Below are 17,208 nucleotides of genomic sequence, written 5' to 3'. Positions count from 1 at the left end.
AGATTTATCAATAAAAAAGCATTATAGGTATATTAATTTATCTTATGAGTCACTTCATCTTACCGTTCTCATCCACTGTAAGCTGAAGGCCGTCGTATGCCAAAAAGACATTTTCAGGCAACTGTTCCTGTACTTTTGCATGTAAACCAATCTGATGACTCATATGAATGAAGTACGTTTTTTCGGCTTGAATACGCTGGGTTTGGTCCAACGCTTCGGACAAAGACTGGTGCGTCCAATGAGATTCTATACGCAAGGCATTCATCACCAGCAACTTCAAGTTCTTCAGACAGCCATAGCTTTCTTCCGGAATATGCAACATGTCGGTTATCCACGCCATCGGACCGATACGGAATCCCATGATGGGAAGCGGTCCGTGCATCACCCGGAAAGGAATAATTTCCACCTTATTTCCTTCCGTGTTCGATACGGTGAACGGTACTTTATCTTCAATGTAATGCAAAGGAATATGCGGCACTCCAGGATACAAATGTTCAGTAAAACAATAAGGCATACGATTCTTCAAACGAGTGGCCGTATATTCTTCGGCATACACTGGCACATCCCGGAAACGACAGAAAGGCCGCAAATCGTCCAAGCCACCCACATGGTCATAATGCTCGTGCGTAATCAACACTCCGTCAATCGGACGGAAATCATCCAGCCGGAGCATCTGCTCCCGAAAATCCGGACCACAGTCTATCAAGATACGTACGCCATTCACTTCTACCAGTCCCGAACAACGCAAACGTTTGTCATGCGGGTCCTTACTCGTACACACTTCACACGTACATCCCACCTGCGGCACGCCTGTCGATGTACCACTGCCTAATATCGTGACCTTCATTGTTTTTCTCCAATAAAATTAACCTCCGGACATATTGTGATGCCAAATTTCTCTTTCACCGAACGGACAATGGCCTCAGCCAGCCGCACGACCTCTGCCCCAGTGGCACCTCCTAAATTCACCAATACCAAGGCCTGCTTGTCGTGCACTCCAGCTCTTCCCAGATGCTTGCCTTTCCAACCGCAACGGTCTATCATCCATCCGGCCGGAATTTTCACCCTCGCCTCATCCACTTTATAGTGGGGCATTTCCGGATACATCTTCAGCAACTCTTCAAACTGCTGTACCGGTACAATGGGATTCATAAAGAAACTGCCGGCATTTCCTATCTTTTCCGGATCGGGAAGCTTGGCTTCCCGAATATGTATAATGATTTGACGAAGACCGGTTAACGAGAGCTCTCCCCCCTCTTTCTGCAATTCCGAACGGATATTGCCATAATCCAGATGATAAACCGGTTTTTTCTGCAAACGATACGTGACATACGTCACAATGTATTTCCCTTTTAGTTCTTTCTTGAAAATGCTTTCGCGATACGCATAATGGCATTCCTCGTTCGTAAAGACCCGTAATGCACCGGTCTCTACTGCCACCGTTTCCACAGCGACAATCAAATCTTTTGCTTCCACGCCGTAAGCTCCGATGTTTTGGACCGCAGAAGCCCCCACTTCACCGGGAATCAACGACAAATTCTCCGCCCCATACCAGCCTTTACGCACGGTATAGTCTACCAAGTTGTCCCAAACTTCTCCAGCTCCGACACGCAGGTCGACAAACTCTTCTGTGTCCTGCACTACCTGTATGCCTTTAATACCAGAATGCAAGACCGTTCCCGGATAATCAGACACAAATAATAGGTTGCTTCCTCTTCCCACATGCAAAAGAGGGGCATCCTTCTCCTGTCGTCCGATCAAGAAGCCCTGCAGTTCATCCACTGACTCATATTCCACGAAACGAGCTGCCTTTACATCCATTCCGAACGTATTATAAGGAAGCAAGGAATAATTTGTAAAATCTTTCATATCCGTCAATCGCTCAAATCTTCAAATCGCATCAGTTTCCATACGCCTCCATAGCGTTCAAAATACAGCGTATTACTGAAACCGTTACCAAATCCTTTAAATTCCACTACTTTATAATCGGAACGTATATTTTCCGGCTGACCATAATGCACATTGGTCATACGCCCCTTCATCATTGGAGGACGGAAAGCAAACCATTGTCCCTGCTCCAGTGTTGTTTCCAGAATCTGGAATTCATCTTCCGGATCAGCCGTCACAAACTTCAGCGGATTGCGCAAACGCTCCTGCTGGAACACAGAATCACGTGAGAAACGTTCGTAGAATGTATAGAAATCTTCCTTCCCGTCTTCTTCGTCGGGCAACTTTTCCACATTAATGGCTTCCAGGAACCAGGAATCCTTTTTCCGCTGAAAATAATAACGCTTGACCCTGCGGTCTGTCAGGAAAATCCAATCCACCTGCACACTATGCAAGCTGGTATCCTTTTCTATCTCCATGTCTTCTTCCTTGTCGAAAAGAACGGTGTAAGCCGGTTCACGACTGAACAAAGGATCAAACTTCCAATCCGCTTTTTGAATACGGGTCACTTGTTTCCCTTTATATTCGGAAAATGGGAATACCACCCGCGACAGCTGGAACTTCGCATCGGAAGCAAAATTATAAAAGAAATCTGCAAAACTTTCGTCTGCCGCAGCAGGGATTTCTTCCTCTACTACCACAGTGGAATCCTGAAGGGAATCCGGATGTACTTTTATAGAATCAATTTGTTCAGTCAAGGCAGCGAACGGATCTGTTTTTTTCTTTCCACCGCCACACGATACCATCAGCATCAGCAAACAGCATCCAATGATTAGTCTTTTCATTTGGTTTCCTCAAATATTGCCGCAAAATTACCTTTTTTTTCTTATCATTATCCAAGAAACAAGAGTTTTCTTTTTTGTTGGAGGAAAAACCGAATTTTTCAGTTTAAATCCTTACCTTTGCAAACAAAAATAATTAACGAAGAGATATGTTAGCAAAAATAGAACAGTTGCTTCAGGAAGTAAAAGGACTCACAGCGCAGAATCCAGAAGAACTGGAGGCTTTACGCATCAAATACCTGAGCAAGAAAGGTGCCATCAACGCACTGATGGCTGACTTCCGTAACGTACCTGCTGAACAGAAAAAAGAAGTAGGTATGAAATTGAACGAGTTGAAGAACCTGGCACAAGAACGCATTGCCGCCTTGAAAGAAACATTCGAAAATCAAGACAACAGTGCGGCTGAACTGGACTTGACTCGTACGGCTTATCCGATTAAACTGGGTACACGCCATCCGCTGACAATTGTGCGCAACGAAATCATCGATATCTTCGGCCGCATGGGCTTTACCATTGCCGACGGACCGGAAGTAGAAGACGACTGGCATGTGTTCTCTTCTATGAATTTCCCCGCAGACCATCCGGCACGCGACATGCAGGATACGTTCTTCATTGAGACTCACCCTGACATCATTCTCCGTACACACACTTCTTCTGTACAGAGCCGCGTGATGGAAGTTTCTCAACCTCCTATCCGTGTTATCTGCCCGGGACGTGTATACCGTAACGAGGCTATCAGCTACCGTGCACACTGCTTCTTCCATCAGGTAGAAGGTCTGTATGTCGACAAGAACGTGTCTTTTACCGACCTGAAACAAGTGCTGCTGCAGTTTGCACAGGAAATGTTTGGACCGGATACAAAAATCCGTTTGCGTCCGTCATACTTCCCGTTCACTGAACCCAGTGCCGAAATGGATATCAGCTGCGACATCTGCGGCGGTGAGGGCTGTCCGTTCTGTAAATATACCGGATGGGTAGAAATTCTGGGATGCGGAATGGTAGACCCGGCTGTGCTGGAAGCCAACGGCATTGACAGCAAAGTATATACGGGTTATGCTTTCGGTATGGGAGTAGAACGTATCACGAACCTGAAATACAAAGTAAAAGACTTGCGTATGTTCTCCGAGAATGATACTCGTTTCTTGGAAGAATTTGAATCAGCCAACTGATTCCGAATAAACGCTTTTTCATAAGAACACGGATTACACCGGGAGTAAAAAGGAGGATTTCCTGCTAACATCTCGTGTAATCCGTGTTTATCTTATATATATCACACTTTTCCTTCCCCGAATATGCCAAAAGACAAGCTGGTCACTCCGAGTTTTTGTGCCATTCTGGCAGCCAATTTTCTGCTTTATTTCGGTTTCTGGTTACTCACTCCGATTCTTCCCTTTTATTTGTCGGAGGTATTCCACACGTCACATACCACCATCGGAATCATTCTTTCCTGCTATACGGTTTCTTCCTTGTGCATCCGTCCGTTTTCCGGTTATATATTGGATACATTCGCCCGCAAACCTTTGTACCTGCTGGCCTACTTCATCTTTACCTTGATATTTGCCGGATACATGACTGCCACTGTACTGACTTTGTTTATCATTTTCCGTGTGGTGCATGGATTCTCCTTCGGGATGGTCACCGTAGGAGGGAATACACTTGTCATCGACATTATGCCTTCTTCCCGACGAGGTGAAGGATTAGGATACTACGGACTGACCAACAACATTGCCATGTCCATAGGCCCGATGTTCGGCTTGTTCCTGCACAGTGGAGGGGCTTCCTACACCACCATCTTCTCGTATGCGTTGGGTTCATGTGTCATCGGTTTCATTGCTGCCTGCACCGTACGTACCCCCTACAAAGCTCCCGTAAAACGAGCTCCCATTTCTCTTGACCGGTTCATCTTAATCAAAGGGCTTCCAGCCGGGTTAAGCCTGCTGTTACTCTCCATCCCGTATGGAATGACCACCAACTATGTAGCCATGTATGCGCAAGAAATAGGTATTACCGCTGAAACTGGTTTCTTTTTCACCCTCATGGCCGTAGGAATGGCCGTCAGCCGGTTATTCAGTGGCCGACTGGTAGACCGAGGCTTGGTGACTAAGGTCATTGCGGCAGGCTTGTATCTGGTCAGTACCTGTTATTTCGCCTTGACAGCCTGCGGATGGCTGGTAGAATGGAACTTGAAAATCACGACAACCATTTTCTTTCTTATCTCATTACTGCTGGGCATCGGATTCGGTACCATGTTCCCAGCTTATAACACTTTGTTTGTTAACCTGGCTCCCAACAACCAGCGAGGAACGGCCACAAGTACCTATTTAACTTCATGGGATGTCGGTTTGGGAATCGGTATGCTGACAGGAGGTTATATTGCAGAAATTGCTACGTTCAAGATGGCCTATCTTTTCGGAGCTTCCCTCACGGTTGTATCCCTGCTTTATTTCCATGTGAAGGCAGGTCCCCATTTCGAACAAAACAAACTCCGCTGAAAGAATCCTTACTCCTTATAGGTGAATACAAAGATATGTGACAAACGATTATCGACTTTTGTCAATTGCAAAGACAAAATAAAGGGACGGAACAAATCGGCATGCCGAATCATAAATGGCGGAAGATAAGAAGAATACTTTTCTGGCGATTCCATTACTTTCTCCATATCAGTCACCATAATGTAAGAAGCATCGCGCGACAAATTAGAGACGCATTCGTCAAATAAAGAATGGGATGGAGAAGATGCAATCGCCGCCACACATGAATCAACCTTTTCACGTCCCGACACGACCAGCAAACTATCAGGTTCAGCAACCATTGGTATCGCCCGTAGGCCTTCTATCGTACGCTGCTGGCAACCTTCCGCTCCATACATCTGACCGCTCAAATAAAATACCTCACTATTGAGATGAATATCATATTCGCTCCAACTATGACAAGTTTCTTTTCCTAACAAAGGGACCGATGCTGTACGTCCGTAAATGGTAATGAAATCTGTAGCTTGAGGATGATGTATAGACGCAAAAACAGTATCTTCACGAAGCGATTTATTGTCCTTTACGGCATCAATGACCTGTTCTATCAGCTTCTTCTGATAACTTACCACCACCAACCCCTCGGTCGTACAGACTGACAAATACTTTTTAGGGGTTAAAGGATATATTTCAATTTTTTTCCCACGATAAAATTCTTTCTTCGGAGAAAAATCTACTCCAAAGCGATTCTGGATAGCTTCAATCAATTGACGTTTTCCCTCTTTTCCCATCCGGAAATAAGCAACGACATCCATTGGGGTATGTGGCTGATGAAAACTTATCACCACATAATGCATTTGATACGACAAGCCATGGGCGGAAATAGATGAAAACTCATTTAGGTCAGACAATATATCATTAATCAAACCCGACCGATGAAGTGTATCCAACTGGGAAGAATAGGCCATCTGAGAGAAGGCATGCATAAACTTATCAATATTGTCTGTTTCAAGCACACCTGCACAATCTTGAGGGACAAATTCGAACACATCTACCTGATTTTCCTTATCGGCCATACTCAGACGGGCAAAACCATAAAAGGCAATCCCGATACAAAACAGTACCACGGAAAGCACCACACCCAATTTTATGACCGAACGAATTTGCATTACTATACGATTTCACGCAAAGATAGCAAAAACTTTTTAAAAAGTACAAACAAAAACGAATATATTTTTAGAAAGTCATTTACATTGTTTTAATTTTTCCATCAATTCGGCACGTGAGATTCCCAAATCAATTGCTTTCTCGTATGCCTCACGTGCATCGTCCTTCTTTTTTTGTTCCAAATAAATGTCTCCTTTCATCAGATAAGACATTGCATCCTGGTCATCCAGTTTCAGTACTTCGTCTAAATCATACAAAGCTGCGTCCAATTGTCCGTGTTCCCATTCCATATTGGCCCGCATCTTCAATATTGCCGCATCTTTGGGGAAATCGGTTACCAAACGGTTCATGGCATCCATTGCCGACTGAAAACGTCCTTCCTTTTCATCCAGCATAACGATACCGATGCGAGCCGTCTTATTCTTCACATCCTGCTCCAACACGACGTTATAATCTACACGGGCTTCCTTATATTCACGACGTTGCATATAAATATAAGCCCTGAACAAACGGGCCTCCTTGTTTTTCGGCAAAAGGTCAATCACATTGCAATAATCCAAGTAGGCTTTCTGGGTCAGATTCTTCTCCAGGTAGAGTGCAGCCCGATTCAGCAACATTGTGGTAGAATAAGGAATGATGTTCAAAGCTAATGTATACGACTCTATCGCCTCCTCGGTCTTACCCAATCGTTTCTGAACAGTTCCCAGATTGGAAAACAACAAGGCATTCCGCGCATTGTTCGGTTCAAGTTTCAATGCCTTCTGGAAAAGTTGTTCCGCCTGAACCAGACTGTCTTTCTTCACACAATCCATCGCCTGCTCAACTATTTCATTATACGACTGAGCCTGCACCGAAAATGCGGTTGAGAACAAACCACACAAAACCAACAGTAAATATTTCATTTTCTTTTTCTTTGATTCTACAGCGAAGGTAGCATTTCTAAACCGAACAAAGAGGTATTACAATATTTTTTTGTAAGTTTGAACAATCATTTATATAAAACCCGAAAATCATGAAAACAGAAAAAGCGATTTTTGCCTGCGGTTGCTTCTGGGGCGTACAACACCAGATGGAACGTGCAACAGGAGTAATACGTACTACCGCAGGATATATAGGAGGACACAAAGAGAATCCCACTTACCCGGAAGTAAAAGCCCACACCACCGGACATGCAGAAGCCGTGCTTGTGGAATATGATGCCGAACAGACCACCTATACAGATTTGTGCAAACTCTTTTTTGAAATACACGACCCGGCACAAACCGACGGACAAGGTCCGGATATCGGCCCGCAATACCGCAGTGAAATTTTCTACCTGAACGATGAACAGAAACAGGAGGCAGAAAAGGTCATTCAGATTCTGAGAGACAAAGGATATGAGGTGAACACCAAACTGACACCGGCCACTACCTTTTGGCCCGCAGAAGAATATCACCAGCATTATTATGACAAGACAGGCGGTGAGCCTTATTGCCACATCCGGGTCAAGAAATTTTGACAAAAAAGAGGGACTTCTCGCAAAAGAAATCCCTCTTCCTATTTTTCAGACTCAATCTCGAATCAAGCTTTCTTGATGTAATCTACAATCCAGGCACCGACTTCTTTCGTACCGTATTTAGCACCTCCTTCTACCTGTATTTCCGGAGTGCGCACGTTGGCATCCAGTGAAGCATCTACTGCCCGACGAATCAGTGCACCTTCTTCCTTGCAGTCGAAATATTCAAACAACATGGCTACTGACAGAATCTGTGCCAACGGGTTGGCGATGTTCAAGCCCTTAGCCTGTGGCCATGAACCATGAATCGGCTCGAATACCGGAGTGCTTTCACCGGTAGAAGCAGAAGGGAGCAATCCCATAGAACCACTGATGACAGAACCCTCATCGGTCAGGATATCCCCAAATGTATTTTCCGTCACCATGACATCAAAGAACTTCGGTTCCTGAATCATCTTCATGGCTGCATTGTCTACAAACATATAGTCGGTCGTTACTTCCGGATACTTAGGAGCCATTTCCTGGGCAATCTGACGCCACAAACGGGAAGAAGCCAACACATTAGCCTTATCTACTACCGTCAGGTGTTTCCGACGCTTCATGGCATATTCAAAACCGACCTTCAAAATACGTTCAATTTCCGGACGAGTGTACATGTTCGTATCGTATGCCTTGTCGTTGTCCTGGTATTTTTCACCAAAATACATACCACCTGTCAATTCACGGATGCAGAGGAAATCCGCTCCATCTACCAATTCTGCTTTCAACGGAGATTTGTGAACCAAGCACTTGAAAGTTTGTACCGGACGAATGTTGGCAAAAAGTCCCAATTTCTTACGCATGGCCAGCAATCCTTGTTCCGGACGTACCTTAGCCGTCGGGTCATTGTCAAATTTCGGATCACCTACAGCCGAGAATAACACCGCATCAGCATTCTTGCAAATCTGATACGTTTCTTCCGGAAACGGATCACCCACTTCATCAATGGCGTGAGCTCCGCAAAGCGCATATTTATAAGTTACTTTATGACCGAATTTTTCACAAACGGCTGTCATTACATCTACTCCCTGTACGGAGATTTCCGGTCCGATCCCGTCACCGGCTAATACTGCTATTTTAAAGTCCATAATTAGATACGTTTAATTTAAATCTTCTATCATATTCAACATTTTGATGGTCGCTTTGATGGCTGCTTCTGTCTGGTCGGCATCAAATCCGCGGGTACGGAATTCCTTATCCTCATAATTCCACGTAATCACGGTCTGCACGAAGGCATCGGTGCGCCCGCCTGGCGGAATGGTGACTGCATAATTCACCAACATCGGGAACTTACGGCCCAGGGTACCTTTGTAAATCTTACGCAAGGCACGCACGAAGGCATCATACTGTCCGTCACCGGAGGAGCTCTCCTGGTAGGTCTTACCGTCGATTTCAATGCTCAGCGTAGCCATCGGTTTCAGTCCTTGAGCCAAGGTCACAAAATAGCTGAGCAATTTCACCTTGTTCTGTATCCCGTCGTGCTTGAGCACATCACTGATGATATATGGCAAATCTTCCGGAGTGACTTGTTCTTTTCGGTCTCCCAATTCAATGATACGCTGGGTAACCTTCTTCATGGACTCCTCATCCAGTTCCAGGCCCAGACTTTCCAAGTTCTTGCGGATATTGGCTTTACCGGAATTCTTCCCCAAGGCATATTCCCGCACACGGCCGAAACGCTCTGGAAGCAGGTCATTGAAGTACAACTTGTTTTTGTTGTCTCCATCGGCGTGAACCCCTGCCACTTGCGTAAACACGCTCTCTCCTACAATCGGTTTGTTAGCCGGAATCGTGACACCGGAATAGGACTCTACCACACGGCTTACATCGTTCAACCGACTCTCATCAATACGCGTTATGGCGTGGAAATGATCCTTCAGAATAGCCTGCACACTGGCTAAAGGGGCGTTTCCAGCCCGTTCTCCCAATCCGTTGATGGTGGTATGCAATCCTTTCACCCCACTCAGCACAGCTGCCAATACATTGCTCACAGCCAAATCGTAATCATTATGGGCATGAAAATCGAAATGCAGGTCTGGATAACGCTTCTTCATCTTACGCATGTATTCAATTACCTGCAACGGATTGAGAATACCCAATGTATCCGGCAGCATGAAGCGCTTGATGCCACTGTCTTTCAACCCGTCGACCAAGCCAAATACATACTCTGGAGTATCTTTGATTCCGTTGCTCCAGTCCTCCAGATACAGATTGACATCCATATCCTTCGTCAAGGCATAATCCACTACCTTACGGATATCCTCCAGATGCTCCGGAAGCGTCTTCTTCAACTGATAGCGGCAATGCTTCTCCGAACCTTTTGCCAACAGATTAATGACCCGACATCCTGCCTGGTGAATCCAGTCTACCGACACCGTTCCATCGACAAAACCCAGCACTTCCACTCGCTGCAACAGACCACGGCGTGCCGCCCAGTCGCAAATCATTTTCACTGCGTTGAATTCACCATCCGACACACGGGCAGAAGCCACCTCTATCCGGTCTACTTTCAAATCTTCCAGCAGCAGACGGGCTATCATCAATTTCTCATGAGGCACGAACGATACGCCACTGGTCTGCTCCCCGTCGCGCAACGTAGTGTCCATTATTTCTATTCTCGGATGATTATCCATAATCAATTATTCTATCGGTTAGCTACGTGCCTTCTCGAAGGCTTCAATTTTATCTTTGTTTTCTACTAAGAAATCAATGTCGTCCAATCCGTTCATCAGACAATGTTTCTTATAGGCATTGATTTCAAACTTCTCAGACTTTCCTGTAGCTTTATTGGTAATGGTCTGTTCCGGCAGATTTACTTCGACTTCTGTTTTAGGGTCGGCATAGATTGAATCAAACAGTTCCTTCAGAAATCCTTCACTTACCACTACCGGAAGTACGAAGTTGTTCAATTCATTGTTCTTATGAATATCGGCAAAAAAGCTGGACACCACTACTCTGAAACCATAACCGGCAATCGCCCACGCCGCATGTTCACGGCTGGAACCACTTCCGAAGTTTTTTCCAGCCACCAGAATCTGTCCGCTGTACTTCGGATCGTTCAACACAAAATCCTTGTTCAACGAACCATCCGGATTGTAACGCCAGTCGCGGAACAAATTGTCTCCAAAAAACTTTTCATCACGGGTTGTAGCTTTCAGAAAACGTGCCGGGATAATCTGGTCTGTATCCACATTTTCCAAAGGCAAAGGAATACAAGTACTTGTTATGATATTGAATTTCTGTTTCATGACACTCATTTTTTACATTAATGTTCTCGGATCTGTAATTACACCAGTTACGGCAGCGGCTGCCGCAGTCAACGGGCTGGCCAGCAACGTACGGGAACCTGGTCCTTGACGACCTTCAAAATTACGGTTGCTGGTAGATACGGAATACTTGCCTGCCGGAATCTTATCGTCATTCATGGCCAGACAAGCACTACAGCCCGGCTGACGGATTTCAAAACCTGCTTCTTCCAGAATTTTATCCAGTCCTTCCTGACGAATCTGTTCATCCACCCTCCAAGAACCCGGCACCAACCATGCGGTGATATGGTCAGCTTTCTTGCGTCCTTTCACGATAGAAGCGAAGGCTCGGAAGTCCTCAATACGTCCGTTGGTACAAGCTCCCAAGAACACATAGTCTACTTTCTTACCCAGCAGACTTTCGCCCGGCTGGAAGCCCATATAATGCAAGGATTTCTCAAAGGAACCTTTTTCCACCTCACTCATACCTTCCGTGGTCGGGATGTGTGCGGTAATGGCCATACCCATACCCGGATTGGTACCGTAAGTAATCATCGGCTGAATATCTGCGGCATCAAAACGTACTTCCTTGTCGAACACGGCATCCTCATCGCTCTTCAGCGTCTTCCAGTAAGCCAATGCCTTATCCCAATCCTTTCCTTTCGGAGCATATTCGCGACCTTTAATGTATTCAAAAGTCACTTCATCCGGCGCAATCATTCCTCCACGGGCACCCATTTCAATAGACAAATTACACAGGGTGAGACGACCTTCCATTGTCAAGCTGCGGATCGCTTCACCGGCATATTCCACAAAATAACCGGTCGCACCGCTGGTGGTCATCTTCGACATCATATACAAAGCCACGTCCTTGGCTGTCACACCTTTTCCCAGCTTACCGTCAATCGTGATACGCATAGTTTTCGGACGAGCCTGAAGGATACACTGTGAAGCCATCACCATTTCCACCTCACTGGTACCGATTCCGAAAGCAACCGCTCCCATCGCTCCGTGAGTAGAAGTATGTGAGTCACCACATACAATGGTCATACCCGGAAGAGTCAATCCGCGTTCCGGACCTACCACATGAATGATACCGTTTTTCTTGTTCATCATTCCAAAATATGTCAAACCGAAATCGGCTGCATTCTTGGCCAAAGCATCTACCTGTGCTTTGGATACCGGATCTTCAATCGGTTTGTCCTGGTCGTGCGTCGGCGTATTGTGGTCCGGCATACAATAGATGCGTTCTGGACGGAAACATTTCAATCCACGGGCACGCATCCCGGCAAAAGCCTGTGGACTCGTCACCTCATGACAGTACAGACGGTCTATATACAATTGGGTAGGTCCATCTTCTACCTTCTGCACCACATGTGCATCCCATATCTTATCGAATAATGTATTAGCCATAAAATCTCGTTTAATTTATTTTCTGAATTTGTTGATACAATCGATATATGCTTCTACTGAAGCTGCAATGATGTCGGTGTTGGCTCCGAAACCATAGTACATCTGTCCGTCGTATTCCACCTGCATGTGTACTTTACCTACATCATCACTACCTTTGCTGATAGCCTGAATAGTAAATTCCTTCAAGGTCATCTGACGCTTGATAATCTGTTTTACGGCCTTGATGGCAGCATCCACCGGACCATTACCTGTAGCGGCTGCTTCAAAATGCTCTCCACTGATGTTCAATCCCAGACTGGCTACAGAACGTACTCCAACTCCACTGGTTACCTGCAAGTATTCCAGTTTGATATGATGGTTCACATTGCGGTCGGCACCAGCCAATACCAGAATATCATCATCCGTAATGTCTTTCTTCTTATCAGCCAGTTTCAGGAAGTCTTCGTATACCTTGTCCAATTTTTCCTGCGTCATTTCTACGCCCAACACATGCAGACGATGTTTCAAAGCCGCACGTCCGCTACGTGCCGTCAATACGATGGCATTGTCATCGATACCTACATCTTTCGGGTCGATGATTTCATAAGTCTGTGCATTCTTCAAGACTCCATCCTGATGAATACCGGAAGAATGAGCAAATGCATTACGTCCTACGATAGCTTTATTGGGCTGTACCGGCATGTTCATTAAGCTGGAAACCATGCGGCTGGTAGGATAGATTTTCTGTGTGTTGATATTTGTATCGATATGAATGTCATGATGACAGCGAAGAATCATGGCAACCTCTTCCAAAGAGGTGTTACCGGCACGTTCTCCGATACCGTTGATGGTCACTTCCACCTGACGGGCTCCATTCAATACGCCACTGACGGTATTGGCAGTCGCCATACCCAGGTCATTGTGGCAGTGAGTAGAAATGATGGCTTTGTCAATTCCATCCACATGTTCCATCAGGTATTTGATTTTTGCGCCATATTCATCCGGCAAGCAATAACCGGTCGTATCCGGAATGTTTACCACTGTGGCTCCCGCTTTGATAACGGCTTCTACCACACGCGCAAGGTATTCATTCTCCGTACGTCCGGCATCTTCGGCATAAAACTCTACATCTTCCACGTAACGTTTGGCATATTTCACCGCATTGACAGCCCGTTCGATGATTTCCTCACGAGTAGAATTGAATTTATATTTGATATGCGAATCAGATGTACCTATACCCGTATGAATACGTTTGTGTTTGGCATACTGCAACGCCTCGGCAGCCACGTCGATGTCTTTCTGTACGGCACGTGTCAGTGCGCAAATGGTTGGCCAAGTCACTGCTTTTGAAATTTCAATGACTGAATTGAAATCGCCCGGACTTGAGATTGGGAATCCGGCTTCAATCACATCCACCCCCAACGTTTCAAGCTGTTTAGCCACCTGAATTTTTTCTACGGTATTTAACTGACATCCCGGTACCTGCTCCCCGTCACGGAGCGTAGTATCAAAAATAAATAATCTGTCACTCATAATATTCTTGTTTTATTTCCTTATAATCCTAAAAAAAAGCCTTTCGCACTGGGAAGTGAGAAAGGCTTTATATGATATTGTTTTTACATCAATATGCACGCGACTCACTTCCCACCGGGCTTTCCAGCAGATTAATCAAACCACATAGCAAAATATGTAAAAACAGAATATTCATTTATTGATTCTTTTTACTCGTTTCTTTTTTGTAGCTGCAAAGGTATACAATATTTTGAAACAAGAAAATAAAAAGAAAGTTTTTTCAAACATTAAACAACAATTTTACACAAACACATGCAACTGAATATAAATCTATCATTCTGAAAGCAAACGAAGCTCATGCAGACACGCTTCTACTTCAGTCATGCTTCCCATGTGTTTGCCCATATCGTCCGACAATTTCACACATTCACGCCACTCCTGGTTCGGGCTCATTTTACAGCGTGACAGCTTCATGACAATGTTAGAAGGCTGATAACCTGTATCATTGGTCAGGTTCGTACCGATTCCGAAGGAACACCGTATCTTTCCCTGGCAATACTGGAATATCTTCAGAGCTTTTTCAAAGTCGAGTGCATTACTGAAAATAATAGTTTTGGTAGTCGGGTCAATCCCCAGCTCCTTGTATCGGGCTATCAGACGGTCAATAAATTCATACTCATTACCCGAGTCGCAACGTACGCCGTCAAACAATTTCGCCTGCTTCCGGCTGAAGTTGCTCAGGAATGCATCCGAAGTATAGGTATCCGACAAGGCGGTGCCCAAATCCCCGTCATATACATTCACCCAGTTTTCCAAGGCCATATAATTGGCATGTTTATATCCGAACTGTGCCCCATGAAACATAAACCACTCATGCGGATGGGTACCCATCGGACGCATATTATACTTCATAGCCAGGTAACAATTGGAAGTTCCCGTACAATATTGGGCATGGTCTTTCAGATATTCCACCACCATCTGATGCACATCGAACGAAAAACGACGGCGTGTACCGAATTCAGAGAAAGGCATCCGATGCATATTCGATAATTCCACCTTTCCTGCTAGTCGGTCCAGAATGACTTTCTTATCCGGAATATGATTCTGAAACTGATTCTTGATTTCAGAAACAATGGCCAATAAAGGAACCTCATACAATGTTACCTTATATAAATAGTCCGTAACGGACATTTGAAGATGATGATGCTCATCCAGCCACACCTCTATCTTCTTCGAATCGAACCGGAAAGAAGAAAGCCACTCCCAATACACTCCTGGCAAAAAACGACAATGAGTAGTCATGTATTCCTGTTCATCCGGAGACAGTCGAACCATTTCCAAGTTATGGATCTCATTCTTCAGTGCCTCCAGAAAACCTTCTGTATATTCCGTATCGTCTCTATCCTTAAACGTAAAAGTTCCCATTGCGTAGGGAAACAACTTAATATAAGCGTATGAAGTAGTAAACTTATATAAATCAGTATCTAAAATTGTTTTTATCACCATATTGTTCTATTTATTTCTTAATGCAAATATAATTATTCCTTTAATTTCAACGCGATAATACAATCTACAGAAGGCTGCAAATTTTGGGTATGCAACACGATACCTCCCTGGATTTTTTCCCATTTCACTTTCTCGCCCGTGTGAAAGACCGTAGAAGAAACGATTTTCTCCGTCAGAGGTAACGTCACAAACTGAGGCATCTGATCAGCCAGCAAATGCACGTAAAGCATGTTTCCCTTCCGGGTTGTTGTACCCCATGAAGCAGTCATCACATTTCCAGCTGTAGTACCATAAATGGTTTCTCCGTTTTCCGACATCCACTTGCCGATTCCTTTCAGACGTTCGACTGCCACTGCCGGAAGTTCCCCATTGGGTTGAGGACCGATGTTCATCAGCAGATTGGCTCCTTTCCCGGCTGCACGCACCAGCAGACGAACCAATTCAGTCACCGATTTATAATTCTGGTCTTTTATCCGATATCCCCACATACCGTTCATGGTTTCACAGGTTTCCAACGGCAATTTTCCTACCACAGACTCTCCCGAAAATCCCGCTTTATTCTCACCTGGAAGATCCCGTTCAAACATCTGGAAATCTTCTCCCGGATAAGGAGCCTTATGATGATTGTTCCCAATCAGGCAAGCTGGCTGCAACTTATGAATCAACGCATACTGTTCCTCCAATTTCCAGTCGAACCCGTCCGGCTGGTCCCACATACCGTCAAACCAGATTGCTCCAATCGGGCCATAATTGGTCAGCAACTCCGTCAGCTGATGATTCATGAACTCATAGTAGGTAGCCCATTCCCCATGCGAAGTACGGCCGGTACCATGTCCGGTCTTTCCTAAAGGATAATAGTCTTCACGCGTCCAGTCCAGATGTGAATAATACAAATGCAACTTGATTCCCTGTTTCCGACATTCCTCTGCCAGCTCCTTGATGATGTCTCGCTTGAATGGAGTGGCATCTACGATGTCGTAATCCGAATATTGAGTATCAAACATGGAAAATCCGTCATGATGACGGGAGGTAATGCAAATATATTTAGCTCCGGAAGCCTTGATAACCGATACCCACTCGTGCGCATTAAAACGGGAAGGATAAAATCCTGATGCCACCTTGGCGTATTCATGGCAATCAATATTATCATTATTCATATACCATTCTCCTTGCCCGAACATACTGTAAATACCCCAATGCAAGAAGATACCAAACCGATTATCTTGAAACTCCTTCCGCGCCTGCAAATTCTCCGGCGAAGGAACATACTTATTTTCAGCCTGAACAGACAAGGCGGACATGCCCAATAATCCCCCAAGGCAGATTGTTTTAAAATAATGAAAGATGTGTGTTTCCATATCTGCGCTCAATTAAAAGAATACATAATTAAGATTCAACCTCCCAAAGATATAGAAAGGCAAGCGCAACGGCAAATGGAATGTAAAGTTTTCCACATTTCGCCCTATTCACAGCGACAATTGGTTGATTTCCGGTCCTCGTCAGGGCAAAAAAAGCCCCGAAGCAGTTATGCCTCGAGGCTCTATCTAAAACGGCGACTACCTACTCTCCCACTTGTACGCAGTACCATCGGCGTGGCGAAGCTTAACTTCTCTGTTCGGAATGGGAAGAGGTGGAACCTTCGCGCCATAGTCACC

Annotated in this window: 15 protein-coding genes and 1 rRNA gene; 3 read left to right on the top strand and 13 right to left on the bottom strand. The window is 45.1% G+C overall.

All coding sequences use genetic code 11. The features are described from left to right. Positions 1-49 precede the first annotated feature (49 nt). Genes H6A28_RS11540 through H6A28_RS11530 form a run of 3 tightly spaced genes read right to left on the bottom strand, consistent with a single transcriptional unit; the run spans position 50 to position 2,732 of the window. Positions 50-847, bottom strand: coding sequence for an MBL fold metallo-hydrolase (locus H6A28_RS11540; protein ID WP_204476416.1), 798 nt, complete (start codon positions 845-847; stop codon positions 50-52). Beyond that, positions 844-1,869 (bottom strand): UDP-N-acetylmuramate dehydrogenase, encoded by a 1,026-nt coding sequence (gene murB / locus H6A28_RS11535; protein ID WP_204480420.1) that lies wholly within the window; start codon positions 1,867-1,869, stop codon positions 844-846. The genes H6A28_RS11540 and murB overlap by 4 nt, the downstream gene beginning before the upstream one ends. Positions 1,870-1,874: 5 nt before the next feature. After that, positions 1,875-2,732: a DUF4348 domain-containing protein gene (locus tag H6A28_RS11530; RefSeq protein WP_204480414.1), complete on the bottom strand. Its 858-nt coding sequence runs from the start codon at positions 2,730-2,732 to the stop codon at positions 1,875-1,877. A 146-nt stretch (positions 2,733-2,878) separates the two neighbouring features. On the opposite strand from H6A28_RS11530, the gene pheS reads away from it, so the two are divergent. Both pheS and H6A28_RS11520 read left to right on the top strand, forming a co-directional pair. Then, positions 2,879-3,898, top strand: coding sequence for a phenylalanine--tRNA ligase subunit alpha (pheS, locus tag H6A28_RS11525; RefSeq protein ID WP_204476419.1), 1,020 nt, complete (start codon positions 2,879-2,881; stop codon positions 3,896-3,898). Positions 3,899-4,021: 123 nt separating this feature from the next. Further along, a complete protein-coding gene (locus H6A28_RS11520) occupies positions 4,022-5,221 on the top strand; it encodes an MFS transporter (RefSeq protein WP_204480413.1) in 1,200 nt (399 codons plus the stop codon). A gap of 8 nt (positions 5,222-5,229) precedes the next feature. On the opposite strand, the gene H6A28_RS11515 is transcribed toward H6A28_RS11520, so the two are convergent. Together H6A28_RS11515 and H6A28_RS11510 are read right to left on the bottom strand one after the other, a co-directional pair. Continuing rightward, entirely contained in the window at positions 5,230-6,366 is a 1,137-nt protein-coding gene (locus H6A28_RS11515; RefSeq protein WP_204476421.1) for a hypothetical protein, read from the bottom strand. A 75-nt stretch (positions 6,367-6,441) separates the two neighbouring features. After that, positions 6,442-7,266: a tetratricopeptide repeat protein gene (locus tag H6A28_RS11510; RefSeq protein WP_204480411.1), complete on the bottom strand. Its 825-nt coding sequence runs from the start codon at positions 7,264-7,266 to the stop codon at positions 6,442-6,444. A gap of 110 nt (positions 7,267-7,376) precedes the next feature. On the opposite strand from H6A28_RS11510, the gene msrA reads away from it, so the two are divergent. Then, a complete protein-coding gene (gene msrA, locus H6A28_RS11505) occupies positions 7,377-7,862 on the top strand; it encodes a peptide-methionine (S)-S-oxide reductase MsrA (protein ID WP_204480409.1) in 486 nt (161 codons plus the stop codon). Between the two features lie 62 nt (positions 7,863-7,924). On the opposite strand, the gene leuB is transcribed toward msrA, so the two are convergent. From leuB to rrf, 8 genes are all read right to left on the bottom strand, one after another. Next, on the bottom strand, positions 7,925-8,986 hold the full coding sequence (leuB, locus tag H6A28_RS11500) for a 3-isopropylmalate dehydrogenase (protein WP_204476424.1): 1,062 nt from the start codon (positions 8,984-8,986) through the stop codon (positions 7,925-7,927). 12 nt (positions 8,987-8,998) lie between these two features. Further along, positions 8,999-10,531, bottom strand: a complete 1,533-nt coding sequence (locus tag H6A28_RS11495; protein ID WP_204476425.1) for an alpha-isopropylmalate synthase regulatory domain-containing protein — start codon at positions 10,529-10,531, stop codon at positions 8,999-9,001. Positions 10,532-10,549: 18 nt separating this feature from the next. Then, the gene (leuD, locus tag H6A28_RS11490) at positions 10,550-11,146 is read right to left on the bottom strand and encodes a 3-isopropylmalate dehydratase small subunit (protein WP_204476426.1); all 597 of its coding nucleotides are present in this window, start codon (positions 11,144-11,146) and stop codon (positions 10,550-10,552) included. A 12-nt stretch (positions 11,147-11,158) separates the two neighbouring features. Continuing rightward, positions 11,159-12,556, bottom strand: coding sequence for a 3-isopropylmalate dehydratase large subunit (gene leuC, locus H6A28_RS11485; RefSeq protein WP_204480407.1), 1,398 nt, complete (start codon positions 12,554-12,556; stop codon positions 11,159-11,161). A gap of 15 nt (positions 12,557-12,571) precedes the next feature. Next, positions 12,572-14,068 (bottom strand): 2-isopropylmalate synthase, encoded by a 1,497-nt coding sequence (locus H6A28_RS11480; protein WP_204480405.1) that lies wholly within the window; start codon positions 14,066-14,068, stop codon positions 12,572-12,574. Positions 14,069-14,380: 312 nt separating this feature from the next. After that, on the bottom strand, positions 14,381-15,553 hold the full coding sequence (gene pncB, locus H6A28_RS11475) for a nicotinate phosphoribosyltransferase (protein ID WP_204476429.1): 1,173 nt from the start codon (positions 15,551-15,553) through the stop codon (positions 14,381-14,383). A 32-nt stretch (positions 15,554-15,585) separates the two neighbouring features. Continuing rightward, positions 15,586-16,854, bottom strand: a complete 1,269-nt coding sequence (locus H6A28_RS11470; RefSeq protein WP_239465347.1) for an alpha-L-fucosidase — start codon at positions 16,852-16,854, stop codon at positions 15,586-15,588. Positions 16,855-17,100: 246 nt separating this feature from the next. Then, positions 17,101-17,208, bottom strand: a 5S ribosomal RNA gene (gene rrf / locus H6A28_RS11465); the annotation flags it as partial.

Source organism: Bacteroides mediterraneensis (genome assembly GCF_016900355.1).
Lineage (GTDB): Bacteria > Bacteroidota > Bacteroidia > Bacteroidales > Bacteroidaceae > Phocaeicola.
Note: the sequence above shows the minus strand (reverse complement) of the source record. Positions and strands in the feature narration are given on the sequence as shown.